This window comes from Vreelandella sp. EE27 (assembly GCF_968206495.1).
In genome coordinates this window covers 1713519-1738251 of the sequence record NZ_OZ309109.1, presented here as the reverse complement: position 1 = coordinate 1738251, position 24733 = coordinate 1713519, and the positions used below count along the sequence as shown (strand labels likewise).

The window sequence follows — 24733 nt, the reverse complement described above, 5'->3', positions numbered from 1 at the left end:
CGATTGGTCTGAACGCGTTTAGCGCTGGCCCAGCGGCTCGGCAACGGAGGATGAGCGCATTAGCGGCATCCAGCTGTCGCCACTACCCGCCGCGGCGCCCTGGGCGTGCTGCTCGAGATAAGACTGCAGCAGACGAATCTGATCAGCGTCGATGGCACTGCCTTGGTTCGAGAACGTTTGCGCTGCCGTCGAAACCGAGGGCGCCTGAGCGCCGCCAAAACCGGACTCGCTAACGTTCATGAAACCGTTACCACCGGATTGACCGTTCATACGAAAGGCGGTGGGCTCGAACATTGGCATGTCCGTTGCGGGCATGGCGTTGCCTGCGGCGAGATTCACCGGCTGGACCTGCGCCCCGCTATTGGCAGGCGCGGCGGCCAAGTCTGTGGCACCCTGCGGCTCGGAAGGATTACCGTTACTATTCAAAAACTGTACGCCGGTAATCACCATGAGCGAGACAGCCGCTGCCACGCCCGCACCCCGGGCAAAAGAGACCCGGCCGGGCTTGGCCGTTACAGACTGCTGCTCCACATCCTGCTCACCAAGCAATGGCGCAGGCTCGCTCTCAAGGCGCGCCATGATACCGGCGGAAAGATCGGCGCTTACATCGACCGAGCGCTCGCGCTGCATCATGCTGCGTGCCAAGTGGTAGCGCCGCCACGTATCGGCCGCACCGGCCTCTTCGGGTAACGACTTTAACACCCGGCGCAGTTCAAGCTCGTCACTCTCACCATCCATTAACGCCGAAAGTGATTCCCGTGTGTTTAAACTCATACTTCACACCCTCACGCTGTGTTTAGAAAACGTCACAAGCCAACATTTATGTGTATGGCCGCGAGCGTTTCCACAGGCCAAAACTTGAGTTTTATGTGCACCGCCAGCTGCTTACAAAGTCGCTTGAAAAACCCGGCAGCGCATCATACTTGCCTTTTAAAGCTGGCCAAACTGGTCAACGCTTATGACGCCTTTAGCCACTGACAGTTCACTAAAAAATCAAATCACTGCTAATTTACGCCTTGCTCAAACGCGCCATTTCTAATCGTCGCGGCTGTTACGCGCCGTGCTCACCAGCGGGCGGATATGCTCGTCCACCGCCTCCCGCGCCCGGAATATGCGCGAGCGTACCGTGCCCACCGGGCACTGCATGACCTGAGCAATATCCTCGTAAGCCAAGCCGTCGAGCTCGCGAAGCGTGATGGCGGTGCGCAAATCGTCGGGCAGCTTTTCGATTGCCTCGTACACCGCGGCTTCGAGCTGGTCGCGGGCAATGGACGCTTCCGGCGATTCGCTATCCGCCAGCCGCCCACTTTGGTCGAGCACCTCGGCATCGACGATATCCATGTCGCTGCCCGGCGGGCGGCGCCCGCGAGAGACCAGATGATTTTTTGCCGTATTGATCGCAATACGGTACATCCAGGTATAAAACGCGCTTTCGGAGCGAAATTTACCCAGCGCCCGATACGCCTTGATGAACGCTTCCTGCGCCACGTCCTGCACCTCGGCGTGGTCGTGCACGTAGCGGCCAATCAAACCGATGATTTTATGCTGATATTTTTTAACCAGTAGATCAAAAGCGCGCGTATCGCCTTTTTGGGCACGTTCCACAAGCTGCTGGTCTGTTTCACGAGTGCCCATTCACACGCCCCTCTCGCTCGAACACCCCGTGCCGAGCCTTGATTCTTTTCGCCCTCCTAACCGGGCATTAACAGCATGCAACATAGCGTCCCTTGGGCAAAATTTAGTAAAAACGGTCGTTAACAAAGAAGATAACAAGTCAGTTTGCCTCGCCGCTCGATGACAAGCGCTTGAAGGGTGGCTTTGACCCTACGCCGTTGTCCGGCGCAATAAACCGGTATAGCGGCCACCTCTGGGCAACCGCTATACCTTGTAACCTTTTCTAATCGCTATTTCTTACACCCGCCTCATGTAACTATCTATCGAAGCCCTCTATTGAAACCAGGGCTTGCGCCAGCCTTATGCGGCGCCGTCTTACACCAATCGCCTGGGGCAAGGCCTACCATCATCTTCGGCCAGTGTAAGTAAACGAGGTGCCACTGTGCGTAGTGTTACGCGTTATGCCTGGCGCATCAAGCATCTTGCCGCGCGGCCCAGAACCCATGGGCAGACACTACGTGCTTTAGCATGGTTCCGTAACAATTGATTTTTGCTCCCTTAACGCGCGATAGTAGGGCCCACTTTTTGCCCACCGCCCCACACAGGTAGCATCATGTCAGATCAAGAGGTTAGCAATCTCAACGTCCTGGCTCAGGACGTTCTCACCACACCGGAAGCGTTGAAAAGCGCCGTTCCGCTGACCGAGAAAGCCGAAAAAACCGTCGTCGAAGGTCGCCGGGTCATTCAGAACATCCTCGACGGCAGCGACCCGCGCCTTTTGATGGTCGTCGGCCCCTGCTCGATTCACGACGTGGACGCCGCCCTCGACTACGCGCGCAAGCTGCGCACGCTGGCCGACGAGGTCAGCGACTCGCTCTATATCGTCATGCGCGTTTACTTTGAAAAGCCCCGCACCACCGTGGGCTGGAAGGGACTGATCAACGACCCGCACTTGAACGGCTCGTTTGAAATCGACGAGGGCCTGCACACCGCGCGCAAGCTGCTGGTGGATCTTGCCGAACTTGGCCTGCCACTGGCCACCGAAGCGCTGGATCCGATCTCACCGCAATACCTTCAGGACTGCATCAGCTGGTCGGCCATCGGGGCGCGCACCACCGAGTCGCAAACCCACCGCGAGATGGCTTCTGGACTCTCATGCCCGGTCGGTTTCAAAAACGGCACCGACGGCAGCCTCGACGTGGCGGTCAACGCGCTGGAATCCGTCGCCAACCCGCACAACTTTCTGGGGATCAACCAGGCCGGCCAGGTGGCGATCATTCGCACCCGGGGCAACGCCTACGGCCACGTGGTGCTGCGCGGCGGTAATGGCAAGCCCAACTACGATAGCGTTAGCGTTGCGCTGGCCGAAAAAGAGCTCGCCAAGGCCAACCTTTCGGCCAACATCATGATCGACTGCTCCCATGCCAACTCCAACAAGGATGCCGCACTGCAGCCGCTGGTACTGGAAAACGTCACCAACCAGATTCTCGAAGGCAATACGTCGATTATCGGCCTGATGGTCGAGTCGAACATCGGTTGGGGCAACCAGAAGCTTACCGATGACCTGAGCAAGCTCACCTACGGCGTTTCGGTCACCGACGCGTGCATCGACTGGGCTACTACGGAAGAAGCTTTCAAGAAGATGAACGACCAGCTCGCCCCGGTGCTCGCCAAGCGCTAATCAAAACGCCCCGCGGCCAAACCGCGGGGCGTTTCATTTCGAGCCTTTCACTTTTGGGCTTTCCGGATTCAGCCCCTGCTCATCCCCATTCCTTTTTGACCGCCTTAGGGGCTTATCTCACGCTTGAACGGCGGCAGCGCGTCGAGCAGCGCCTGGCCGTAGCGGCGCGTGATGACCCGCTTGTCCAGCAGCGTGATTACGCCTTCATCGCTCTCTTTACGAATCAAGCGCCCGCAAGCCTGCACCAGCTTGATCGAGGCATCCGGCACGCTGATGCGCATGAACGGGTTCCCTCCCTGGCTTTCGATCCACTCGGCAAGCGTTGCGCCGACCGGGTCGTCCGGCACCGCGAAAGGCAACCGCGTGATGACCACGTGGGTCAGGTAGTGGCCCGGCAGGTCGATTCCTTCGGCAAAGCTTGCCAGCCCGAAAATGATGCTTCCCTCGCGGCGGTCCACCGCGGCGCGGTGGCGCTCTATCAATTCACGCTTGGGCAGCTCATCCTGGGCGAGCACGCGCTCGCGCACCGCCGCGGGCAGCGCTTTTGCCACGGCGCGCAGCTGAGCCCGCGAGGAGAACAGCACCAGCACGGCTTCGCGCTCCCCCAGTTTTTTGACAAACTCGACGATAGCGCGCTCGTGGCCTTCGCGATCCGACGGGTCGGTGGCCTCCCGGGGGACACGAAGCGTTGCATTGGCGTAGTCGAAGGGGCTGGGTAGCGCCTGATAGCGGTAGCGATTGGCAAGCCCGGCCCGCTCCTGCAGGCGGTCAAAACGCCCAAGTGCGGTCAGCGTGGCGGAGGTCACCACCGCGCCATGGCAACGCCCCCAAAGGTGCTTGGCCAGCGTATGCGCCGCCGATACCGGGCTTGCCGAAAACTCGATTTCCGGCTCCCCCGTCGGTTGGCTCAGCGTGATCCAACGCGCACTGGGCGGTGCGTTCGGCGCGTCCTGCTCGCTCATGCTTTGCCAAAGGGCGTGCGCCTCGAGGCTTCGCCCATGCAAAAGCGCCATCAACGGCAGCCAGCTTTCGGCCTGCTCCCGTTCAAGCCCGGTTTGCTTATCCGGATCCAGGGTTTCGCGCAGAATATCGCTAATGCTTTCAAGATTTCGCGCCAGGGTAGCAAACAGCGTTAGAAGCTGGCCGGCTTGCTCCTTGAGCGCTGCCGGAAGCTCACCTTTTTCGAAACGAAACTGGTGAAGGGACTCCTCATCCCCCAGACCCCGCTCACGTCCCGCTAATTGATAACCAAGGCTAAATACGTCGCCAAGCGCGGGCTCCAACGTGTGGAGCAGCTCGGGTAACCCGGCCAAAAGTCTTGCAATAGTGGGTTGCCCGCCAAGGCCGGTATTGAGCTCAGAAAGACTCGACTTCAGCGTTTTCAGCCAGCGCAGACACCCGTTGACGGCGAAGCGGTGGGCAAAGTGGGAAAGCGCCTTATCCGGCAGGTGATGGCCTTCGTCGAACACGAAGATGCACTCGGCGGGGTCTGGCAAAATAGCGCCACCGCCGAGCGCCAAATCCGCCAGCACCAGGTCGTGGTTGGCCACGATGATGTCGGCGTTTTCGAGTTCCCGGCGCGAGCGAAAGAAGGCACAGGCGCCAAAGTGGCCGCAGCGGCGCCCAGTGCATTGGCGGTGATCGACCGTTAACCGCCGCCAATGGCTGTCGTCGATGGTTACCGGCCAGTTATCCCGGTCCCCCTCCCACTTGCCGCTGCCGTAGGCCTCGGCCATATCCGTGGCCAGCAAGGTAAAATCGCTACTTTGCTCGGCCAGGGATTGCTCGAAAAGCGAATGCGTCGGGTTGGGTTCGACGCCTTCCAGGGCCTGGTCGAGGCGTGCCACGCAGACGTAGCGCCCGCGCCCCTTGGCCAGGGCATACTTGAAGGCCAACCCACTGTGGCTTGCAAGTGCCGGCAGGTCCTGGTTGAGCACCTGCTCCTGAAGCGCGACCGTGGCCGTCGAGACGATCAGGCGCTTACCCTGGGCCTTGGCCACGGGCAGTGCCGAAATCAGATACGCCAGCGTTTTACCGGTACCGGTACCCGCTTCCAGCACGCAAACGTGGCGATCACTTTTACGCTTGCCCTCGTCGTCGACCTCGATATCGCCCAGCGTGCGGGCGATTTCGGCAATCATCAGTCGCTGGCCGTAGCGCGGCGTAAGGGAAAGGTTTTCGACGACCTTTCGATACGCCTCCTGGATACTCGACTTGAGTTCGTTATCCAGCATTGCCGTTACAGCAGGCCTTCCGGCGGATGCTCGCAGGGTAGCTTGCCGTTGATGTAGCGCTCGATTTCGGGCAGCGAGAACGCATCCTCTTCGCCGACGAAACTGATCGATACACCCTTGGCCCCGGCCCGGCCGGTCCGGCCAATGCGGTGAACGTAGTCTTCCGGGTCTTCGGGCAAGGTGTAGTTGATGACGTGGCTCACATCTTCGATGTGGATGCCGCGGCCGGCCACATCGGTGGCTACCAGCACCTGGATATTGCCTTCACGGAACTCCTCGAGCGTAGTGATGCGCTGATTTTGCGGCACATCGCCGGAGAGCATCGCCACGCTTACGCCTGCCTTTCTCAGCGCGGAATCGAGCTTGCGCACCAGGTCACGGCGGTTGCCGAATACCATGACGCGTTCGAAGCTTTCTTGCTCCAAAAGCTTGATTAAAAGCTGCTGCTTATCGTCATCGGAGACCATATAGACGCGCTGGTCGATATCCGCCTGGTTGTCGACGGTCACTTCGATATCGACATGGGCGGGCTTTTCCGTCCACTGACTGGCCAAGCTCAGGATATCGTCGGTAAAGGTCGCCGAGAAAAGGAAGGTCTGACGCTGCTCGGTTTTGGGCGTGTAGCGAATGATGCGCTTCACGTCCGGGATGAACCCCATCGAGAGCATACGATCGGCTTCATCGAGCACCAGCACTTCGACCTCGGAAAGGTCGATATCACGCTTTTGATGGAAGTCCAGCAGCCGACCCGGGGTCGCGACCAAAATATCGACGTTACCGGTCAGGCTTTCGCGCTGCTTTTGGTAATCCATACCGCCGACGACACTGGCCACGTTCAACTGAGTGAAGCGGGCCAGAGCCTTGGCGTCTTTCTCGATCTGTAGCGCAAGCTCCCGAGTAGGAGCAATGATCAGCGCACGGGGCGCGCCCGGCTTTTGGCCATCGGGAACCGGCTCTTCCAAAAAGTAGGCAAGGGTCGACATCAAAAAGGCCGCGGTCTTGCCGGTGCCCGTTTGTGCCTTACCAACGATATCGCCACCCAATAGCGTCTGGCGCAGCGCCTCGGCCTGGATCGGTGTGCAGTACTCGAACCCCTGGGCGTGAATGGCACGCATCAGCGGGAGCGGCAAATCGAAGTCATGAAAGCGCCACTTACCGGCCACGGCGGGCACCTGAAACTGACGAAGGTCCCAGCCGGATTGGCGGCGGCGCGGCTTGCGGCGACGGCGCTTGGGCTTGCGGTTCTGGGCCGATGCTGTGGTCTGTTCCGACTCGCTCATAGGCTTTCTATCTGTCCATTACGGTGGATGTTAGGCATCACGACGCGCGTAGTATATCACAGGGCATCGCAATAAGAGCGCGCCCTGGCGTGTTCCCTACCCGCTTGCCTGTTAGAATGACGGCCAAATTAACGAAGGAGCGCGACATGACGCGTAAGAAAAAAACCCGCTCGCTCGCGGATAAAGTCACCATTCGTACCGGCCGGCGTAAAGATTACAAAAAGTGGCGCAAGGATAACCCCGACCAGGTCACTTCTTCGCGCCGGTTCGTGGCCAAGAAGCAGCAGCAGCGCAAGCTTCAAGCGGTGCGCAAGCTGGCCCGCCAGCAAGAGGGTCAGTCCATCGAGATCCATCCCGACAGCAAGGACAAACCCTCGCCGGGGGATGACACCTGATGCGCCTGGTCTCGTTCAACATCAACGGTATTCGGGCACGCTTACATCAACTGCAGGCGCTTATCGATACCCTCGCGCCGGACGTGATCGGGCTTCAGGAAACCAAGGTACAGGATAGCGAGTTTCCCCTACAGGCGGTCGAGGCGATGGGCTACCACGTCGTTTACTATGGGCAAAAAGGCCACTACGGCGTGGCGATGCTCTGCCGCCAGGCGCCGGCGTCGGTCACCTACGGTTTCCCTGATGATGAAGACGACGCCCAACGGCGCATGATCAGTGTCACGCTAAAAGACGAAAACTGCGAACCGGTCACGATTTATAACGGCTACTTCCCCCAGGGCGAGAGTATTTCGCACCCTGTGAAGTTTCCGCACAAGGAGCGCTTTTATCAGCAGCTCGCCCACTTGCTCGACAAGCATCACAAAGCCGACGAGCGCCTGGCCATCATGGGCGATTTCAACATTTCGCCGGAAGACCGGGATATCGGCATAGGTGAGCAAAATCGCAAGCGCTGGCTGCGCGAGGGCAAAACCAGCTTTCAACCCATCGAGCGCGAGTGGCTCGAGGGCATCAAGGCCTGGGGTCTCAAGGACAGCTACCGGGTCTGCCACCCGGCGGATGCCGAGCACTTTAGCTGGTTCGATTACCGCTCCAAGGCGTTTGATCGCGACCCAAAACGCGGGCTGCGTATCGACTATATTCTGGTCACTAGAGCGCTTGCCGACACGGCCACCGGCGCAGGCATCGACTACGAACTGCGCGCCATGGAGCGCCCTTCAGACCACGCCCCGACCTGGAGCGACTTTTCGCTGACGCTTGCAAACTAACTAGCGCAGCGTGGCAAGCCACTCACCGGCCTCTTCATCGCCGAGCGCCTGAGCCTGCTGCCAGGCGCGCTCGGCACGTTCTTCATCGCCCCAGGCATAGGCGAGCTGACCGTAGCGGCGCCAGTCCTCGCTCTGCCCACTTTGTTTGGCAAGCGCCTGCCAGGCATCCAGCGCTTTTTGGCTGTTTTTGGCCTGGTCCCAGGCGCGAGCCAGACGGCGCAGGGTGGCCTCGTCGCGCGCCAGGCGTCCTGCTTCCAGCGCCTGCTCCAAATGCTCGGCGGCCCTGGCCGGTGTTCCCCCGGCCATATGCAGCTCGACGAGCGTATTGAAATCCTCGTTACTTTCAAACGCCCCCACCTGCCAGGCCATTTCCCAAAGCCCTGCGGCCATACCCGCCTGCCCGGCCTGCTGGGCAAGTCCGGCGGCCTGGCGCCACTCATCGGCGCTGCTTTCTACGTTAAGGCCGTTCAACAGCCAACCCAGCGCCTGGCCATCTTGCTCGGCGCGGCGCAGTACGTTCAGCGTTAGCGTCTGCTGCGCCTCATCGAGCGAATCCTGCTGCTCCAAAAGCGGCGTCAGGCGCTCGGCGGCGGCGTCCCACTGGTCGTTCCCAGCCAGCAGGCGCACCAGATGCCAGCTCATCTGACGGTCGCTGTTGCTTGAAAGCCACTGCTCGTAGAGCGCGATGGCTTCAACGCGCTGCCCGGCAGCGCGCCTTAGCGTGGCCTCCTCGCGAAGCCACCGGCTAGCCTGCTCGGCGCTTACACTACTGCGTGTCCGGGCGCGAGCCAACTGGTCCGCCGCGGCCTCAGCGTTACCCTGACGCGACAACGCCCCCGCCGCTAGTTGAAAGTAAAGCGCGCTTGCCCACTGATCCGAACGGTTGCCGCCTTGCAGCCGCTCTGCCTGCCGGGTAGCCCGGGCAGCGACACTTTCCAGGCGGCTTTCATCAGACTGTACCGCGTTCGAGAGTTCGCTTTGCAGCGCGTTTAAATCCTGAATGATATCGCCTGGCAACGGCTCGCTCGCCTGGGCAAAGGCGACCCAGCCGCTAAACATCAAAAGCGCTAAACGTTTCATGACTACCTCAGCTGAAATTCGACACGCTGGGTGGTAAGGCGTACCTGCTCGCTCGGCGGAAATTGCCAGCCAGCAATGGCCTCCCGGGCGGCATCCTCGAACACCCGCCGGGGCTGCGCGTTGGTGATCTCGATGGTGCTCGCATCTACGCTGCCATCTCGACGAACGACAAAACGCACCTCGACGAAGCCTTCCATCCCCCGGCGTACCGCACGGTTGGGATACACCGGATCCGTCTTGCTGGTCGCGGCTATCTGGCCCACGTTGACCGGCTCGTTGGAGACCGGTGCTTCGGCGGGCGGCGCCGCTTCTGCCGGCGCCTCAGCCGGTGCCGGTGATGGCGCGGGCTGGGGCGAAGGAGCTGGCGCGGGCGTAGGCTCGGGAGTCGGCGCCGGTTCCGGTTCGGGGGTCGGCGCTGGCGTGACTTCCGTAAGCTCTGGAAGCTCGCTATCGAGCTCGACGGGCTCTACCGGGTCCTCGGGCAGCTGTGTATCGGGTAGCGTGATCGGGCTATCCGATACGGCAACCGGCTCCGGTGCCGGCGGGGGCGGGGGCGCTGCCTCTTGCGGCGGCGCCTTGGCCGGCGCCGGCGCTTGCTGCTCGGGCGCAACATCCGGCGCTTCCACCATGTCCATACTCATGGTCATCTCCGGCTCTTCCGGCGGGCGCTCTGGCGGAGTCACCAATAATGCAAGACACAAAAAGAGCCCCATCGCCAGCGCCGCACCGGCTACGAGCGAAAGCAAACGACGAATCATTGCGTGCTCCGACTCGCTGCCACCGCTACCTGCTCGACCCCGGCTTGCTGCAAGCGGTCCATGACCTCGATCAAAAGCCCGGTCGTGGAGTCGCGGTCGGCCTGAATCACGACCGAGCCGTCGGCGCTTAAAAGCCCCGCGACTTGCTGTCCGACTCGGTGGATATCCACCGGGCTTCCATCGACCCACACCGCGCCTTCCGGCGTGACCGCGACCAGTACCTGGGCGTCCGGACGCGAGCTCGCTGCGCTGGATTCTGGACGGTCGATTTCGATACCGCTTTCGTTGATAAAGCTGGTGGTGACGATGAAGAAAATCAGCATGATAAACACAACGTCGAGCATTGGGGTCAGGTTGACCTCGTTGCTGTCCGCGGCACTGTCTGACGAATGACGTCTACGCATCGTTATTCTCCAGGGCACGCGCCAAACGGTCATGAAGACGCTGGTCCTCGCGACGGATCACGTGCTCAAGACGGCTAATAAATAAAAGCCCCACCACGGCAATGGCCATGCCCGTTAGGGTCGGCAGCGTCGCCCGGGCCACGCCATCGGCCATGGCGCGCGCCTGGTGGGTATCGCTATAGGAAAGGCTGTCGAATACCGTGATCATGCCGGTGACCGTGCCCAAAAGCCCGAGCAACGGACAAAGCGCCACCAAAAGCTTTAGCCAAGGCAGCGGCCGGCGAAGCTTGCCCACCAGCGCCTCGGACCAGACCTGGCGCAGGGTTCGCGCGCTCCAGCTGCGGTGATCCTGGCGGCTGGCCCAGCGCTCGAGAAGCCGGCGGCGCGCCAAACGCCAGGTCACCCGGTAGTACCAAAAGCGCTCGATCGCCATGGCGAACACCATGACCGCCACTACCGCGAGCACGACCAGCACGACCCCGCCCGCTTCGATCAGCCGTTCTACGGGCTCGAGCCAAAGTGGAAGCATCGGCATTTAGTTCACCACCGCGCCATGGTGCGCCGACTGGGCTTCCAAATGATTGGCCAGCGTAGCGCTTGCTTCGCCTTCGATGACCTGGGTCAGGTAACGGCTGCGGCTGGCCAGCGCGGTTTGCGCAAACAGTAGCGGTACCGCGGTGACAAGGCCCAGCACCGTGGTCACCAGCGCCTGACTGATACCGCCGGCCATCAACTGCGGGTCGCCGGTACCGAAAACGGTGATGGCCTGAAAAGTGACGATCATGCCCGTCACGGTGCCCAGAAGCCCCAGCAAGGGCGCGATGGCGGCCAGCAACTTGACCATGGGCTGACCGCGCTCGATACGCGGAAGCTCCGCCAGCACCGCCTCGTCGAGCCTCGCTTCGAGCGCCTCGGGGGTTTGGTGCTTGTCCATATCCTTGAAGCGGTAAAGAACGCGCCCCAGGGGGTTGTTAGGGTCGAGATTATCCAGCGAGCGGCGCTGGCGCTTGACCCGCGCACTGACGACCCACAGGTAGAGGTACTGTGCCAGCGCGACCAGCAAGCCGATGACACCGAGCACGACCACTACGTAGCCCACGTAGCCGCCCTGCTGGAAGCGCTCCCAAAGGCTGGGGCGCTGGGTGAGCGCGGCCAGCACGCTGCCCTGGGAAGGGTCGATGGCAAACTGACGGCTCTCGCCACGGTGATATTCGCCCAGCGTCGTCTGAATCTCTGCCGGGGTGCGCGGCATTTCCGAGAGCGCGCCCTCCTCACCGCTCATACGCACTAGCGCTGACTCGGTAAAGGCGGCGAAATCACCCAAGCGTACGATATCGCGCGGTTCGATGTCGCCACGCTCGTTAGCCACCGGCAGGGTCAGCCGTTCGGCGCGCCCGGTCTGAGCGCTCAGCGTGGCCAGGCTGTCGACGACCCTTTCGAGCTGGGCGCGTTCGAGCACCTCGACGCCATCGAGGCGCGGGGGAAGTGCCGCATCGCCCAGGGTAAGCAGGCTCTGCTCGCCCAGCTCGTTGCGCACTTCGTCGCTTTGGCGCGCAAGGCTCGCCAGCAAAGTCGAGAGCTCTTCTCCCTGCTCCCCCTGGCGGCTGGCCAGCTCGCTCGCCTGCTCCGCTTGCTCTTGTTGCTGGGCCTGAAGTGCGTCGCGCTGCGCCTGCGCCTCGTCGTTAGCGGCGCGAGCTTCTTCGAGCGCCTCATCGAGGGCTTGCTGGTCGTTTAAAAAACTCTCCAGCCGCGCCTGGTCGCGGGCTTCGGCGGCCTGGCGCGCCTCGCTCAGCGAAGTCACCTGGCTGGATTGTGCGAAGATCGGGCCGGCTAGAAGGCAACCGGCCATGACAAGAGCGCTCAATGTGAGCCGGCGCTTGAGCTGCAATGTGATCATGACTGGCTTTCCTGCTCGGCGGTGATCGATAGCGGTAGGGTGATGAGCTCGGGCGTGCGCTGCTCGTCGGCGATGCGCAGGCCATTGCGCACTTCGCGGCGCTCACGCTCGTCCAGTGCTTGCCACTGCCCGCTTTCGCTGTCCCACACAGCGCCTTCCCGCCCGTCCGGCGTCAGGTAGTAATAGCCAATGCGCCCCACGCGCAAATAGTCGACCTCGCGAGGTGAATCCTCGTCAAGCGTCAGCCGGCCGCGCCAATGGTCGACGGTGCGGCCGTACTCGAGCTCGGCGCGCCAGGTTTCCAAAAGCTGTTCGATGCGCTCGGCACCGCCCTCGCCCTGAAGGCTTTCCACTCGCGCCAGGCGCTCGCCGTGTAAAAAAGGTAAATCGTTTTCGATAAACGCGACGAGCTGCTCGGTCATATCCTGCTCTATGATGGGAAGCGCCGCGCGGGTCTCGCTGACCGTATCCAGGGCGCTACTTAAACGCTGCTGGCGCTCGGCCTCGGCGGCCAAACGCGCGCTGGCCGATGCGTTCGACGCCTGGAGAGTGCGAGTTTCACGCTCTAGGGCTCTGAGCTCCTCGAGGGCGCTGCGCGTCTGCTCGTCGGCCTGGTCGATCTGCTGCTGAAGGGCCGACTGGGTTTGCTGGGCCTCAACGCCTTGCGCGGCCTGACCGATGGTTTCATCACTTGCCGCCGCGTGAGCGTTTAGCAACACCCAAGCGATACCCAGGCATCCTGGCAAGCTTAAGAAGGGCCTTTTCAGCACGTTAAATCTCCATCACTGGTAAGCGCTAGCGTTCACTGCAGCGCTAAAAACCTGTTAGATATAAGAACCATTTGCGTTTACCTTCGCCTGCATAGCGTAACACTAATTCTACAAATGACAATATTTATCATTAACATTCAAAGAGCTAACTTTAAAGATACTGCTTTTTTGAAAGTTTTAACGTGCGGGAGATAACAAGTAGCTGGCGGGGGTGGGTGCGGGTAGCAAGTGCGGTGGTCGACACCTGGGTCTTAAACAGCAAAGCGCCGGCACGAGGCCGACGCTTTATTTAGACTAAAACCGCCAAGGGGCTGGCTTTAGTGAGTAACGGCCCAAAAAGGGCCATTACATGACGAGTCGCTTAGTTCCACTCGTCCAGTTCAACGCGACGGTTTTGCGCGCGGCCCTGGTCTGTATCGTTGGTAGCAACCGGGCGATCTTCGCCGTAGCCGATGGAGCGCATGTCGTTAGCCGGTACGCCACGCTGGGCGAGGTAGCTTGCAACAGACTCGGCGCGACGCTGAGAAAGCTCACGGTTGTACTCTGCAGAACCTACAGAGTCAGTGTGACCTTCGATGCTAACGCGAACGTCGGGGTTGTTAACCAGACGCTCTGCAACGCCGTTGAGTACTTGCTGAGCGCCAGCGGTCAGCTGAGCGGAGTCGAACTCGAAGTTTACGTTTTGAAGAACAACGCTTTCCGGGCAACCCAGCGCATTGACTTCAACACCCGCCGGGGTGTTCGGGCACTGGTCGCGGTAATCCGGAACGCCGTCGTTATCGGAATCGATCGGGCAACCTACAGCGTCAACCTCTACGCCAGCAGGCGTACCCGGGCACTGGTCGCGGTAATCCGGAACACCGTCGTTATCGGAATCCAGCGGGCAACCCTGAGCATCGGTTGCAACGCCGGCCGGTACTTCACCGTAAGTCGGGCACTGCGGTGCAACCGGCTCGGGTGTACGATCAGCACAAAGCAGACCGCCGATAGCGCCACCGACTGCTGCGCCGGTCGCTGCGCCGCTTTCTTCATCGGAGCTACCGCTGACGCCGTAACCGATACCGCCACCAATCAAACTGCCTGCGATACCGCAAACGAGCGGATGCTGGTACCAGTCGCGATCGGTGCTGCTTGCGCTTGCCTGGCCAGACGATTGGGAAGCAGAGCTAGCACAGCCGGAAAGGCCCACTACCAAAGCCGAACCGATGAGCAAGCCTGTCGTTGATTTTTTCATGCAAGACTCCTTCTTGATCCAATGCTAACGAGGTCGTTTAACCACGTTTATCCGATGCTTTTTATATAACGAGAGCATCCGTTTTTTCGTTTGACCGGTGTCGAACGAACGAAACGCTCTTCAACCCGGTCGGTGTGCCAATCATCCCCTGCCTACCAAGGCAGACTAGACCGCATCCATGCCGTGATATCAACTTCTTGCCGATACCGGCATTTCAAGCATAGCAAAACTCTCATTATCGACGCCAAGAAAAGTACGCTAACTTCACCGGCACGTCTATAGAGAAGTGATCGCTATATCAATGCAGTGCCGAACCGCCCTGGGCTCGCCACTCGAGTACGGCTTTCGCCGCACTCAATACTGCCGGGCGCATCTCGTTTTCGACTTCGATGCGCTCTTTATCTTCGCTCATACGCTCCCGCGGGGAGAGCTGCTTTCTTGCCGAATGCGTTTTAAGGTGGCGCGTGCGGCTATATACATCGGCGAAGGGCCGGAATTCGTCGCGCTCGGTCAAACTCGGATCAACGATCTCGAGCAGCACCTTACAGCGCCAGCAGCCTTCGGTAATATCGACTTGTTCCTGTACCAACGCGCTTGCCACGTAGTCCAGGTTTTCCAAACTGTTTTGCTGAGCGCGCTGGTCTTCTTCAATGCGAAACGCTTCGCGGCGCTTTACTTCTTTGCGCAGGGTCAAAGCATAAATGCCCAACCCCACCACGACCGCAGCGCCCACCAACAGTAATACTAGCGCTAAAATAGAATTCATGCGGCTTCCTTGATGAGTTTTTGCCAACAGGGTCTGATGCTACTTATAAACCCGAAAAGCCCTGATCCGGCATTAACCAATAACTATGCGATAATTGTACACCCTATATAGTTGATTTAACCAATTTTATCTACGCCCTATTCAACGCGAAGAAATTTCTAACGCGAAGGGGCTTTCTGGATGTGTCGATACTCGCTGTCGCTTAGCTGACGCCAGCGCCACCACGCTAGACACACGCTCACTGAAAGCAGCGCCGCGCCGGCGGTGTGCAGGAGCGCAAGCCATAGTGGCAGCCACATCAAAACATTGGCTACGCCTAATGCGGCTTGGGTTATAAAAGTGGCGAGCGCGAGCGTAAGCACGCCTTTCAAGGCCGCAATGTGGCGATAACGCCACCAAAGCGCCAAAAGCGAGAGCCCTAAAAGCAGCGCGCCGCCACGGTGCATGACCTGTATAGCCGTGCGCGCCTTGAAATGAAGCTGGCCATGAAGGTAGTTGGGCCCTACCGTCTGGGTTAGGTGCAGCGCCTCGCTGAAGTCCATCGGTGGCCACCACTGTGCGTTACACGTCGGCACCCCTTGGCAGGCAAGCCCGGCATAATTGCTGGTCACCCACCCGCCCAACGCAAGCTGGAGCAACAAAAACGTTGCCGCCACCGCCCAAAGCCCATTGATCGGGCGCCGCTTCAAGCGCCTTTTATGAACATTGTGACGAACGCGCAGATGAAGCCATAAAAAAAGCGTCAATACGCCCAGACCGCCTAAAAGATGCAGCGTGACTACCTGAGGCCAGAGCTTGAGCGTGACGGTAAAGGCGCCAAAAGCACCTTGAATCGCAATCGCCCCGAGTAGCGCTAAACTCAACGGCCAGGGGTAGCCCTCCAGGTGGCGAAGTTTTCGCCCAAACACGATGATACTCACGACTACTGCGCCTAAAAGCGTAGCCATATAGCGATGAATCATTTCCATCCATGCCTTGGCCGGATCGAGGGGCGCATCAGGATGTATCAGCGCGGCGTCTTCGCTATTGGGCACCAGCAAGCGCCCGTAGCAGCCGGGCCAGTCCGGGCAGCCAAGCCCGGCATCGACCAAACGCGTCCAGGCACCCAATAAAATGACGCAGGCGGTCAAAAGCGTTCCGAATAACGTGAGATAGCCAAGCCATCGCAACCGATTTTCCATGGCGTCTTGCATACTGTTTCCTTACCTACGTACGGCCCATAGTGCGTTGCTAACGATCCTTCGTAATACCAGCCAAAGTAAAACCGCTTAAAAAGGAGAACCGCTTAAAATAGAACTGTCTGTTTGAAGCAGTGCGGCTTGATTCGGCAGAAACGGCGCGAGCCGATCATACGCCAATGCATAGGTTTCTGGCCTGCGCTATAGCGTCGCGACCGCTGACCCGCATCGGCAAGGATCAGCGTCGAATTCTTACCCTGGGATAAATTGCGTTATATTTAACGAAGGTATCCGCTATAGTTTACAGCGTTAGCGCAGGCCACAGGATAGCATCGATGCCTCGCTTTGAAGGGCTACCCGTGTTATCGAATCTGCTATTCGAAATATAATGTATCGAGGGAGTGTTTGATGTTTCAACGCCGTACCTTACTAACGGCCTCGCTCAGCGCGGCGCTGCTGCTGGGCCTGAATGGCTGCACGACCTACACCTGGCCAGATGGCTCGCAAGAGACCGTTATAGGCGTCGTACCGGAAGACGAGAACCAGCGCTTTGAAGAGCAGCGTGCCGAAGGCGCCCGTTACCGCGTGCCAGGCGTTGACGCCGAGCCGCCCGAGTAGGCTTGCCACCTCATGCAACGCGACACGATCACGTTAAGCGCGCTCGCTAAAGAGCGCGCCCCCTTCGATACGTACCGCGTGGAGATCTACGCACTGGATACCGGCTGGTATATCGTGCGACTTCATCACGCCAGAGGCGTTAAAGAACTGATCGATGAAAAGGGTAGCACGCAACTTTTCACCGGCCCTCAATGGGTCAGCCGCTCGCTGCGCCCGCTGGGCTTTCACCAGGCCGTACTGACCCACGCCGATGTATTCGATGAAATGATCGGCGCGCCGACTCAAACGGTCTCTGCAGAGCAACGCCTCGAATTTGGCACCCGGGTCGCGCTTCGAACCTGAGCACAGCGGCTTAGGGTCAGGCCACGCCGCACCCCTTTAAAATCACATGCTCCAAAAATGCCGTTACGCTGGCGACATCCTCGTCGCTTAGCCGCTCGCGCCCCAGTATGGCGTTCACCTGGGCGCCGTACTCGGTATAGTGCTGGGTAGACGACCAAATCAGAAAAATCAGGTATCGCGGGTCGACATCATCCATTTTTCCCATAGCGGACCACTGGCGGATGACGGCGGCTCGACTTTCGACCCACGCGCGAAGCTCCCCTTCCAGGTAGCTTTCCAAAAAAGGCGCGCCGGCTAAAATTTCTAACGCAAACAGGCGGGAGCCTTCCGGGTAGCGCTGCCCTAGCATCATTTTGGTGCGTATAAAGTTACTCAACACCACTTTGGGGTCGCTATGAGGGGTAATGTCCTCCAGTACCGCGTTCCATCGCTGCATCATTTTATCGAGAAGCTTTAAATAAAGCGCCTGCTTGCTGCCCATATAGTACAACACGTTGGCCTTGGGTAACCCGGCCCGGTCGGCAATCGATTGAAGGCTCGCCCCCCGGTATCCGTGAAGCGCAAACACGTGTTCCGCCGCATCGAGAATGGATTGCTCAACGCCATCGCGGCTACTTCTTTCTTTCAAGGAGAGGCTGCTCATTTAAAGATGATTCCTTCACACACTATGGTCGGCTGCATACCGTCGAAATGCACCAAAACGCCCCAAAAATGGCCGTTTTAGCACCACATAGAGGCATACAACAAAGTCTTGCACAACGCTATCTTTTAACCCAGGCTCTACTCTATTGACCAATTGGTCAGAATAAAATGGGGGGAGCCGATGGCAACCATTGAGTTTGTACTAAATGGCGTTCAAACGCAGTGCGACGTAGCGCCGGAGACGAGTACCTTAACGCTTTTACGCGAAACCCTCGGGCAAACCGGGACAAAAGAGGGCTGTGCGTCTGGCGACTGTGGCGCCTGCACCGTTGCCATTCGCGACTCAGATGAGGCTAATGCGGGCTTCTCGAGCCTGAACGCCTGTATTACCCCGGCCCACCAGCTACAGGGCAAGTTCCTTATCACTGTCGAAGGCCTCGAGGCGGGCAATGAGCTACACCCCGCCCAGCAAACCATGATCGAATGCCACGCCAGTCAGTGCGGCTTCTGCACGCCGGGAATCGTCATGTCGCTGTTCACACTTCATGAGGGCTCTACCTCGAACGCACCCTACTCTAGCGCAATGCTCGAAGGGGCCTTAGGGGGTAATCTTTGCCGCTGTACCGGCTACCGGCCTATTCGAGATGCGGCTCTCAAGATGCAGGAACACCCTTGGCAATCCCCCGACTGGTTCGACGTCGCCGCCAAGCCCCAAAGCTCATCCGGCTCAGCCGAGCTGGCGGCTAATGCGTCCGACTTTTTTGCAGCGCCGACGTCGCTCGATGAACTGGTAGCGCTACGCGCACGTTACCCAGAGGCGAGACTAGTGGCCGGTGCCACGGATTTATGGCTTGAAACCACCCAGCAGCTTCGCCCGCTCAAACAGCTTATCGATGTTACCCGCGTTGGTGAACTCCGCACTATCGAAGAGGCGAGCTATCAATCCCTTTCGGGCTGGTGGGTGGGTAGCGCAGTGACCTATACCGAGCTCGAGCCACTTTTCGAACGTCACTTCCCCGCCTTTGGCCACCTTCTGGAGCGGTTGGGCTCACGCCAGATTCGCAACCGGGGAACACTGGGCGGTAATATCGCTAACGCCTCGCCCATTGGCGATACACCGCCGGTACTGCTGGCACTGGGGGCGTGGCTGGAACTCGCCGGGCCAAGCGGGGTTCGCGCGCTCCCACTCGAGCACTTTTTTATCGATTACAAAAAGACCGTTCTGGAAAAGGGTGAAGTTATTAGCCGAATTTTCATCCCGGCGCTGAATGACAACGCCTCGCTTCGCGTCTGGAAGCTCTCCAAACGCCGCGAGGACGATATCTCTGCCGTATTGGGGGCGTTTCACTATACGCTTGAAGACGACGTACTCACCAATGTTCGCCTCGGTTTTGGAGGTATGGCGGCTACGTCCAAACGCGCCTCGAATGCCGAAGCCGCGCTCGAAGGCCAGGTGGTGTCCGGGGCAAGCTTCAAAGCGGCGCAACGCGCGCTTTTACAGGACTTTCAACCCATGAGTGATGTGCGTGGCAGCCAGCACTATCGCGAGCAGGCGGCGGCGAATCTACTGGAGCGACTTTACGTGACGCTCAGCACTCCCCATCAGGAGGTAATGCTTCATGCGTACGCTCACTAAGCTCGACAGCGAAAGTCGCCACGCCCGGCGCGAACTCAAGGATCATATTACCGGTTCCGGCCCGCTGGCGCGCCACACCGTGGAAAGCGATGGCCACCGCCAGGCGGGCTCGTCGAGCTATCACGAAAGCGCCCGCAAGCATGTTACCGGCAAGGCAAGCTATATCGATGATCTGAAGACCCCGGCCGATGCGCTTCACGTCGCATTGGGGCTTTCGCCTGCGGCTTTTGGTACGCTGACACGACTCGATCTTGAGGCGGTGCGCCGCGCGCCCGGCGTTTTGGATGTCATCACGTTTGCCGATGTTCCCGGGCATACCGACATTGGCCCGGTTTTTCCCGGCGACCCCATTTTCGTTGATCGAGAGATCAGCTACGCCGGTCAGTGCCTGTTCGCCGTAGCGGCCACATCGTATCAGGCGGCGCGCCAGGCGGCGGCGCTTGCACGGGTGGAGATCGACGAGCAGCCGGCACGCCTCGACCCGGTCGCGGCCACCGAGCGCAACGAGCTGGTTCGCCCTACCCACGTGCAAGAGCGCGGCGAGTGGCGCGAAACGCTGGAGCGCGCAGATAACGTTATCGAAGGGGCACTGTTCGTCGGCGGTCAGGAACACTTCTACCTCGAGGGTCAGGCTTGCGTGGTACTGCCTACCGAGGATGAGGGTGTCGTGGTGCATACGTCCAACCAACACCCCAGCGAAACACAAAAGCTGGTGGCCGAGGTGCTGGGTATCCCCTTTCATAGTGTGACCGTGGAAGTACGCCGCATGGGGGGCGGCTTTGGCGGCAAGGAGACCCAGGCGTCGCCCTGGGCGTGTATCGCCGCTATCGTTGCCCGGCGTACGGGCAAAGCTGTGCGCCTTCGCCTGCCACGCACTGCGGATATGCAGGCCACCGGCAAACGCCACCCGTTCCACAATCGCTACCGCTTGGCTATCGACGAGCTAGGAGTTATTCAGGGCGGCGATATCGACCTCATTGGCGACTGCGGCTACTCGCCGGATCTGTCCGACGCTATCGTCGACCGCGCGATGTTCCACGCCGATAACGCTTACTGCTTGAACGCGGCGCGGGTTACCGGCCACCGGGCCAAGACCAACACGGCTTCGAGCACGGCGTTTCGTGGTTTTGGTGGTCCCCAGGGGATGATGGCCATCGAAGCAGCCATGGACGATATTGCCCGTCGCATCAACGTCGACCCGCTCACCGTGCGCAAGCGCAACCTTTACCGCGAAGGTTTCGATACCACTCATTACGGACAGAAAGTCGATCAGATCGCATTGCTGCACACACTGATCGAAACCCTCGAACACGACAGTGACTACTGGGCACGCCGCGAAAGCGTAAAAACCTTCAATGATTCGAGCCCGATCATCAAAAAAGGCCTGGCGCTGACACCGGTGAAGTTCGGCATATCTTTCACTGCCCAGCACTTGAACCAGGCAGGTGCCCTGCTCCACGTCTATACCGACGGCAGTGTGATGATCAATCACGGCGGCACCGAGATGGGTCAGGGGCTTCATACCAAGATTTGCCAGGTCGTAGCGCGTGAGCTGGGGCTCAATCTGGATAACGTTCGTATTAGCGCTACGCGCACCGACAAAGTGCCCAACACCTCGCCTACCGCGGCCTCCAGTGGCGCTGACTTGAACGGCATGGCGGCAAGAGATGCGGCCAGCAAGCTGCGCGAGCGGCTGTTCGATTTTGCCGCCGGGCATTTCGAAGGCGGGCTCGACCGTGAAGGTATGCGCCTGGAAGACGGGATGCTGATTGCCGGCACTGGCGAAAGTGAGTACCGTCTTGGCTGGGGCGAGCTCGTGCAAACGGCTTACCTAAACCGGGTATCGCTTTCGGAAAAAGGCTTTTACGCCACCCCCCTGATTCACTACGACCGGGCCACAGGTCAAGGACGCCCGTTTTACTACTTCGCTTTCGGCGCGGCGGTATCGGAGGCGAGCGTCGACACGCTTAGCGGTGAATACCAGGTGGATCGGGTCGATATTTTGCACGATGTGGGCGATGCGCTGAATCCCGCCATCGATATCGGTCAGATCGAAGGTGGTTTTATCCAGGCAATGGGTTGGCTCACCAGTGAGGAACTCAAGTGGAGTGACAAGGGCGCCCTCATGAGCAGCAGCGCGGCCACCTACAAGATCCCCACCTACGGCGACCTGCCGCCGGTGTTCAACGTGGCGCTGATGGAAGGCCACCCCAACTCGATGGCAAGCCTTTACCGCTCCAAAGCGGTGGGCGAGCCCCCTTTCATGCTGGGTATCAGCGTCTGGTCAGCGCTTCGTGACGCGCTTTCGAGCTTGACCCAATACCGGTGTTCACCGGCACTGGACACCCCGGCCACCCCCGAGCGGGTAATGCTGGCCGCCCAAGCCATCAGGCCAAAAGCGCTATGAAAGAGGCCACGCTCTCCACCTGGCACGCCGCGCTGGATTACTGCCAGCGAAACGCCCTGCCCCATGTGCTGGCCACCCAGGTCACCGCCATGGGCTCGACTCCTCGTGAGCCCGGCGCGCGCATGGTCATCACGCTGGAAGGTGTGGTCGATACGCTGGGCGGCGGGACTTTCGAGTGGCAAACCATCGAGGCGGCGCGGCGCTACCTGCGCGACGGGGAGATCGGGTTTCATCTCGAAGCGTTCTCGCTGGGGGGGCGAAGTGGACAGTGCTGCGGTGGCTTCGTCAATATCATGCTGGAAGTATTCGCGGGCGCCAAAACGCACCTTGCGGTATTCGGCGCGGGCCATATTGGCCGGCATATCGTCGAGCTCACCCATCCACTTCCCTGGCAGCGCTACTGGTTTGACAGCCGCCCGGATACTCTGTCTCGAGACACGGACGCGCCACGTTTGAATCAGACGTTACTCGACGACCCTGTTCACGCTATTCAGGCGCTTCCACCCCACTGTCACGCCATCGTGGTCACACACAGCCACGATGAGGACTACGCGCTCATTGAAGCACTCATCGAGCGAGAAGATGCCGCTTCGATCGGCCTGATCGGCTCAGAAAGCAAGTGGGCCAGCTTCAAAGGCCGACTTGAGCGTGCAGGGCATAGTACTGAGCAGATCGAACGGGTAAGAAGCCCCATTGGTGCGTTCAACGGCGCCAAACTTTACAACAAGGCGCCTTACGCAATTGCGCTAAGCGCCGTGACGGAGCTGCTCTGGCTTACCGACTGCGAGCAGCCCACTTCCATACGCGGTCTCGAGAGCACCACATTGAAACCGCTTTTCAAAGACTCTCCATCCTATAAATGATATGACGACTAACGATACTTTAATACGCGCCGAAATTTTAAGTTTCGCTGACAACCCCGGCCATGGCGATAAACCAGCCCCAGGCAGCGTCGAACATTTCGAGGACGGCCTTTTATGGCTCAAGGGCGGCCATATCCACGCCGTCGGCCGTTTCAACGAGCTGACCGCCCGCCTCCCCTCCGAGGCGAACATTCTCGATTATTCCGACAAGCTCATCATGCCCGGCTTTATCGATAGCCACGTGCACTACGTGCAGCTCGATATCATGGCCTCTTATGGGCGTCAGCTGCTGGACTGGTTGAACGAATACACCTTTCCTGAAGAGTGCCGCTTTCAAGACCCCGCGCACGCCGAGGCGCTTTCCCAGGCATTTTTAAATGAAATGCTGCGTGCCGGAACGACGACGGCTCAGGTGTTTGGCTCAAGCCACCCACCCTCGGTCGACGCCTTTTTTATTGCCTGCCAGAAGCGCGGGCTGCGTATGCTCGCGGGCAAGGTGATGATGGATCGCAATGCGCCACAGCAACTACTGGATGGCGTTCGCGGCGTGGCGGATACCGAAAGGCTGATCGCCGATTGGCACGGTCAAGACCGACTTGGCTATAGCGTCACACCCCGCTTTGCGCCGACCTCGACCCAAGCGCAAATGGATGCGGCCGGCGCACTGTTACGTAACGACCCTACACTTTGGCTACAAACACATTTAGCTGAAAACAGCGGCGAGCTCGAATGGGTGGCGGAACTCTTTCCCGGTAGTAAGGATTACCTGGCCGTTTACGAGCAGGCCGGGTTGGTCGGTCCTAAAAGCACCTTCGCCCACGGCGTACATCTCAATGACAGCATGCGACAGCGCTTGGCAGCGCAGGGTGCCAGCATCGCCTTTTGCCCGAGTTCCAATGTTTTTTTAGGTAGCGGGCTTTTCGATCGAGATGCTGCGGACAAAACCGGCATGGCGTTTACCTACGCAAGCGACATCGGCGCGGGTACGGACCTGACCGGCTTTGCGACGTTGAAAAGTGCCTATCAGGTGGGCCAGCTTGTCGACCAGCCACTTACTGCCTGGCAGGGTTTTTACGGGCTGACGCACGGTAACGCTAAAACGCTTTCGCTCGATCACGTGATCGGCCAGCTCAAGCCTTCCATGGAAGCAGATTTTGTGGTGATCGACCCAGCCGCCACCCCGCTTTTAACGCGGCGCATAAAGCGATGCACAACCCTTGGCGAGCGCCTGTTCGCGCTAATGATGCTAGGTGATGACCGCGCTATTTTTGAAACCTGGTCGAACGGTCGCTGCCAGCATGCCCGTGAGGCTTGGTAAAAACGTAGTGTAGGAGCAGGCTTCACGGTGCCGGAGGGGATGCCGGGCATGGTGGCGAATCCAACCCCGGGCGGCGGGCGCCGCCATCGCCGAGGTGTCGGACCACCAATGAATCGGGCTCCTACAAGGGCGCGGTGGCACCGAGGCCCTTGTGCCCCCCGTTTTTGTAGGAGCAGGCTTCAGCCAGCGATGCGGCGCACCGCGCCGCCGGGGTGGATGGCGGGCACGGTGCCGGATTCAACCCCGGGCGGCTGGGCGCCGCCATCGCCCAATAAAATTGGGCTCCTACAGAGGTACGGAGGCACGATACCCTTGTTGTGCCCCCCGTTTTTGTAGGAGCAGGCTTCAGCCAGCGATGCGGCGCACCGCGCCGCCGGGGTGGACGGCAGGCACTGTGCCGGATTCCACCCCGGGCGGCGGGCGCCGCCATCGCCCAATGAATTGGGCTCCTACAAGGGCTAAGTGGCACTGATAGTTTTTATGCCCCCTGCCAGTGCCCGTGTCTTCTCCCGGGCCTTTTTCCTGCACGCATAAAAAAGCCCCGAACACAAAGTGCTCGGGGCTTTTTCGAAGAGGTGCCTGACGATAACCTACTCTCGCATGGGGAGACCCCACACTACCATCGGCGCGTTGCGGTTTCACTTCCGAGTTCGGCAAGGGATCGGGTGGTTCACGCAAGCCATGGTCGTCAGGCGTAACTTTCAATGTATATCGGCTGACTGTCTTGTGATCGTTTCTTTTTTGCGTATCCGGTGCTCTATCGAGCGTCGTTGTCACTGCAGGACCAGA

23 protein-coding genes and 1 rRNA gene are annotated in these 24733 nt (G+C 59.7%); 9 read left to right on the top strand and 15 right to left on the bottom strand.

Going from position 1 to position 24733, the window contains the following annotated elements:
• Positions 1-18: 18 nt before the first annotated feature.
• Positions 19-774, bottom strand: a complete 756-nt coding sequence (locus ACWHVV_RS08385; RefSeq protein WP_447928923.1) for a sigma-E factor negative regulatory protein — start codon at positions 772-774, stop codon at positions 19-21.
• 261 nt (positions 775-1035) lie between these two features.
• Positions 1036-1635, bottom strand: a complete 600-nt coding sequence (gene rpoE, locus ACWHVV_RS08380; RefSeq protein WP_447528644.1) for an RNA polymerase sigma factor RpoE — start codon at positions 1633-1635, stop codon at positions 1036-1038.
• 592 nt (positions 1636-2227) lie between these two features.
• On the opposite strand from rpoE, the gene ACWHVV_RS08375 reads away from it, so the two are divergent.
• Entirely contained in the window at positions 2228-3295 is a 1068-nt protein-coding gene (locus ACWHVV_RS08375) for a 3-deoxy-7-phosphoheptulonate synthase (RefSeq protein WP_447928922.1), read from the top strand.
• A 104-nt stretch (positions 3296-3399) separates the two neighbouring features.
• On the opposite strand, the gene dinG is transcribed toward ACWHVV_RS08375, so the two are convergent.
• Positions 3400-5529 carry an ATP-dependent DNA helicase DinG gene (gene dinG / locus ACWHVV_RS08370; protein WP_447928921.1) on the bottom strand — a complete coding sequence of 710 codons (2130 nt, stop codon included), beginning with the start codon at positions 5527-5529 and terminating at the stop codon, positions 3400-3402.
• 5 nt (positions 5530-5534) lie between these two features.
• Complete coding sequence (locus tag ACWHVV_RS08365; protein WP_447895885.1) at positions 5535-6809, bottom strand: DEAD/DEAH box helicase; 1275 nt, start codon at positions 6807-6809, stop codon at positions 5535-5537.
• A 146-nt stretch (positions 6810-6955) separates the two neighbouring features.
• Here ACWHVV_RS08365 and ACWHVV_RS08360 point away from each other — a divergent pair, with 146 nt between their 5' ends.
• The gene (locus ACWHVV_RS08360; RefSeq protein ID WP_447928920.1) at positions 6956-7204 is read left to right on the top strand and encodes a hypothetical protein; all 249 of its coding nucleotides are present in this window, start codon (positions 6956-6958) and stop codon (positions 7202-7204) included.
• The gene (gene xthA, locus ACWHVV_RS08355) at positions 7204-8031 is read left to right on the top strand and encodes an exodeoxyribonuclease III (RefSeq protein ID WP_447928919.1); all 828 of its coding nucleotides are present in this window, start codon (positions 7204-7206) and stop codon (positions 8029-8031) included. The genes ACWHVV_RS08360 and xthA overlap by 1 nt, the downstream gene beginning before the upstream one ends.
• On the opposite strand, the gene ACWHVV_RS08350 is transcribed toward xthA, so the two are convergent.
• From ACWHVV_RS08350 to ACWHVV_RS08310, 9 genes are all read right to left on the bottom strand, one after another.
• Complete coding sequence (locus ACWHVV_RS08350) at positions 8032-9111, bottom strand: hypothetical protein (RefSeq protein WP_447928918.1); 1080 nt, start codon at positions 9109-9111, stop codon at positions 8032-8034.
• A 2-nt stretch (positions 9112-9113) separates the two neighbouring features.
• Entirely contained in the window at positions 9114-9869 is a 756-nt protein-coding gene (locus ACWHVV_RS08345) for a TonB family protein (protein ID WP_447928917.1), read from the bottom strand.
• On the bottom strand, positions 9866-10273 hold the full coding sequence (locus tag ACWHVV_RS08340) for an ExbD/TolR family protein (protein ID WP_447928916.1): 408 nt from the start codon (positions 10271-10273) through the stop codon (positions 9866-9868). The genes ACWHVV_RS08345 and ACWHVV_RS08340 overlap by 4 nt, the downstream gene beginning before the upstream one ends.
• On the bottom strand, positions 10266-10808 hold the full coding sequence (locus ACWHVV_RS08335) for a MotA/TolQ/ExbB proton channel family protein (RefSeq protein WP_447928915.1): 543 nt from the start codon (positions 10806-10808) through the stop codon (positions 10266-10268). The genes ACWHVV_RS08340 and ACWHVV_RS08335 overlap by 8 nt, the downstream gene beginning before the upstream one ends.
• Positions 10809-12170, bottom strand: coding sequence for a MotA/TolQ/ExbB proton channel family protein (locus ACWHVV_RS08330; protein WP_447928914.1), 1362 nt, complete (start codon positions 12168-12170; stop codon positions 10809-10811).
• Positions 12167-12940 carry a DUF3450 domain-containing protein gene (locus ACWHVV_RS08325; RefSeq protein WP_447928913.1) on the bottom strand — a complete coding sequence of 258 codons (774 nt, stop codon included), beginning with the start codon at positions 12938-12940 and terminating at the stop codon, positions 12167-12169. Before ACWHVV_RS08325 ends, ACWHVV_RS08330 begins: the two co-directional genes overlap by 4 nt.
• Before the next feature lie 361 nt (positions 12941-13301).
• Complete coding sequence (locus ACWHVV_RS08320; protein ID WP_447928912.1) at positions 13302-14174, bottom strand: OmpA family protein; 873 nt, start codon at positions 14172-14174, stop codon at positions 13302-13304.
• Positions 14175-14472: 298 nt separating this feature from the next.
• Positions 14473-14940 carry a DUF2489 domain-containing protein gene (locus ACWHVV_RS08315; protein WP_447928911.1) on the bottom strand — a complete coding sequence of 156 codons (468 nt, stop codon included), beginning with the start codon at positions 14938-14940 and terminating at the stop codon, positions 14473-14475.
• A gap of 158 nt (positions 14941-15098) precedes the next feature.
• Positions 15099-16133 (bottom strand): COX15/CtaA family protein, encoded by a 1035-nt coding sequence (locus tag ACWHVV_RS08310; protein WP_447928910.1) that lies wholly within the window; start codon positions 16131-16133, stop codon positions 15099-15101.
• A gap of 393 nt (positions 16134-16526) precedes the next feature.
• Between ACWHVV_RS08310 and ACWHVV_RS08305 the strand changes: the two genes are divergently transcribed.
• A complete protein-coding gene (locus tag ACWHVV_RS08305) occupies positions 16527-16736 on the top strand; it encodes a hypothetical protein (RefSeq protein WP_447928909.1) in 210 nt (69 codons plus the stop codon).
• Positions 16737-16748: 12 nt separating this feature from the next.
• Positions 16749-17078, top strand: a complete 330-nt coding sequence (locus tag ACWHVV_RS08300; RefSeq protein WP_447928908.1) for a DUF6482 family protein — start codon at positions 16749-16751, stop codon at positions 17076-17078.
• 16 nt (positions 17079-17094) lie between these two features.
• Here ACWHVV_RS08300 and ACWHVV_RS08295 read toward each other — a convergent pair whose 3' ends face one another.
• Complete coding sequence (locus tag ACWHVV_RS08295) at positions 17095-17721, bottom strand: TetR family transcriptional regulator C-terminal domain-containing protein (RefSeq protein ID WP_447928907.1); 627 nt, start codon at positions 17719-17721, stop codon at positions 17095-17097.
• A 180-nt stretch (positions 17722-17901) separates the two neighbouring features.
• Between ACWHVV_RS08295 and xdhA the strand changes: the two genes are divergently transcribed.
• Genes xdhA through guaD form a run of 4 tightly spaced genes read left to right on the top strand, consistent with a single transcriptional unit; the run spans position 17902 to position 23944 of the window.
• On the top strand, positions 17902-19356 hold the full coding sequence (gene xdhA, locus ACWHVV_RS08290) for a xanthine dehydrogenase small subunit (RefSeq protein WP_447928906.1): 1455 nt from the start codon (positions 17902-17904) through the stop codon (positions 19354-19356).
• The gene (gene xdhB / locus ACWHVV_RS08285) at positions 19340-21763 is read left to right on the top strand and encodes a xanthine dehydrogenase molybdopterin binding subunit (protein ID WP_447928905.1); all 2424 of its coding nucleotides are present in this window, start codon (positions 19340-19342) and stop codon (positions 21761-21763) included. The genes xdhA and xdhB overlap by 17 nt, the downstream gene beginning before the upstream one ends.
• Positions 21760-22626: a xanthine dehydrogenase accessory protein XdhC gene (gene xdhC / locus ACWHVV_RS08280; protein ID WP_447928904.1), complete on the top strand. Its 867-nt coding sequence runs from the start codon at positions 21760-21762 to the stop codon at positions 22624-22626. Before xdhB ends, xdhC begins: the two co-directional genes overlap by 4 nt.
• 1 nt (position 22627) lies before the next feature.
• The gene (gene guaD, locus ACWHVV_RS08275; protein ID WP_447928903.1) at positions 22628-23944 is read left to right on the top strand and encodes a guanine deaminase; all 1317 of its coding nucleotides are present in this window, start codon (positions 22628-22630) and stop codon (positions 23942-23944) included.
• 577 nt (positions 23945-24521) lie between these two features.
• Here the strand turns inward: guaD and rrf are convergent.
• A 5S ribosomal RNA gene (rrf, locus tag ACWHVV_RS08270) occupies positions 24522-24637 on the bottom strand.
• Positions 24638-24733: the final 96 nt, after the last annotated feature.

What these genes read in the sequence shown, in the direction of transcription:
- xthA (WP_447928919.1), top strand. Translation starts at nt 7,204, where the DNA reads ATGCGCCTGGTCTCGTTCAACATCAACGGTATTCGGGCACGCTTACAT.
- ACWHVV_RS08320 (WP_447928912.1), bottom strand. Translation starts at nt 14,174, where the DNA reads ATGAAAAAATCAACGACAGGCTTGCTCATCGGTTCGGCTTTGGTAGTG.
- ACWHVV_RS08340 (WP_447928916.1), bottom strand. Translation starts at nt 10,273, where the DNA reads ATGCGTAGACGTCATTCGTCAGACAGTGCCGCGGACAGCAACGAGGTC.
- ACWHVV_RS08300 (WP_447928908.1), top strand. Translation starts at nt 16,749, where the DNA reads ATGCAACGCGACACGATCACGTTAAGCGCGCTCGCTAAAGAGCGCGCC.
- xdhC (WP_447928904.1), top strand. Translation starts at nt 21,760, where the DNA reads ATGAAAGAGGCCACGCTCTCCACCTGGCACGCCGCGCTGGATTACTGC.
- dinG (WP_447928921.1), bottom strand. Translation starts at nt 5,529, where the DNA reads ATGCTGGATAACGAACTCAAGTCGAGTATCCAGGAGGCGTATCGAAAG.
- ACWHVV_RS08305 (WP_447928909.1), top strand. Translation starts at nt 16,527, where the DNA reads ATGTTTCAACGCCGTACCTTACTAACGGCCTCGCTCAGCGCGGCGCTG.
- rpoE (WP_447528644.1), bottom strand. Translation starts at nt 1,635, where the DNA reads ATGGGCACTCGTGAAACAGACCAGCAGCTTGTGGAACGTGCCCAAAAA.
- ACWHVV_RS08310 (WP_447928910.1), bottom strand. Translation starts at nt 16,133, where the DNA reads ATGCAAGACGCCATGGAAAATCGGTTGCGATGGCTTGGCTATCTCACG.
- xdhB (WP_447928905.1), top strand. Translation starts at nt 19,340, where the DNA reads ATGCGTACGCTCACTAAGCTCGACAGCGAAAGTCGCCACGCCCGGCGC.
- ACWHVV_RS08335 (WP_447928915.1), bottom strand. Translation starts at nt 10,808, where the DNA reads ATGCCGATGCTTCCACTTTGGCTCGAGCCCGTAGAACGGCTGATCGAA.
- guaD (WP_447928903.1), top strand. Translation starts at nt 22,628, where the DNA reads ATGACGACTAACGATACTTTAATACGCGCCGAAATTTTAAGTTTCGCT.
- ACWHVV_RS08365 (WP_447895885.1), bottom strand. Translation starts at nt 6,809, where the DNA reads ATGAGCGAGTCGGAACAGACCACAGCATCGGCCCAGAACCGCAAGCCC.
- ACWHVV_RS08350 (WP_447928918.1), bottom strand. Translation starts at nt 9,111, where the DNA reads ATGAAACGTTTAGCGCTTTTGATGTTTAGCGGCTGGGTCGCCTTTGCC.
- ACWHVV_RS08295 (WP_447928907.1), bottom strand. Translation starts at nt 17,721, where the DNA reads ATGAGCAGCCTCTCCTTGAAAGAAAGAAGTAGCCGCGATGGCGTTGAG.
- ACWHVV_RS08385 (WP_447928923.1), bottom strand. Translation starts at nt 774, where the DNA reads ATGAGTTTAAACACACGGGAATCACTTTCGGCGTTAATGGATGGTGAG.
- ACWHVV_RS08330 (WP_447928914.1), bottom strand. Translation starts at nt 12,170, where the DNA reads ATGATCACATTGCAGCTCAAGCGCCGGCTCACATTGAGCGCTCTTGTC.
- ACWHVV_RS08345 (WP_447928917.1), bottom strand. Translation starts at nt 9,869, where the DNA reads ATGATTCGTCGTTTGCTTTCGCTCGTAGCCGGTGCGGCGCTGGCGATG.
- ACWHVV_RS08315 (WP_447928911.1), bottom strand. Translation starts at nt 14,940, where the DNA reads ATGAATTCTATTTTAGCGCTAGTATTACTGTTGGTGGGCGCTGCGGTC.
- ACWHVV_RS08375 (WP_447928922.1), top strand. Translation starts at nt 2,228, where the DNA reads ATGTCAGATCAAGAGGTTAGCAATCTCAACGTCCTGGCTCAGGACGTT.
- ACWHVV_RS08360 (WP_447928920.1), top strand. Translation starts at nt 6,956, where the DNA reads ATGACGCGTAAGAAAAAAACCCGCTCGCTCGCGGATAAAGTCACCATT.
- xdhA (WP_447928906.1), top strand. Translation starts at nt 17,902, where the DNA reads ATGGCAACCATTGAGTTTGTACTAAATGGCGTTCAAACGCAGTGCGAC.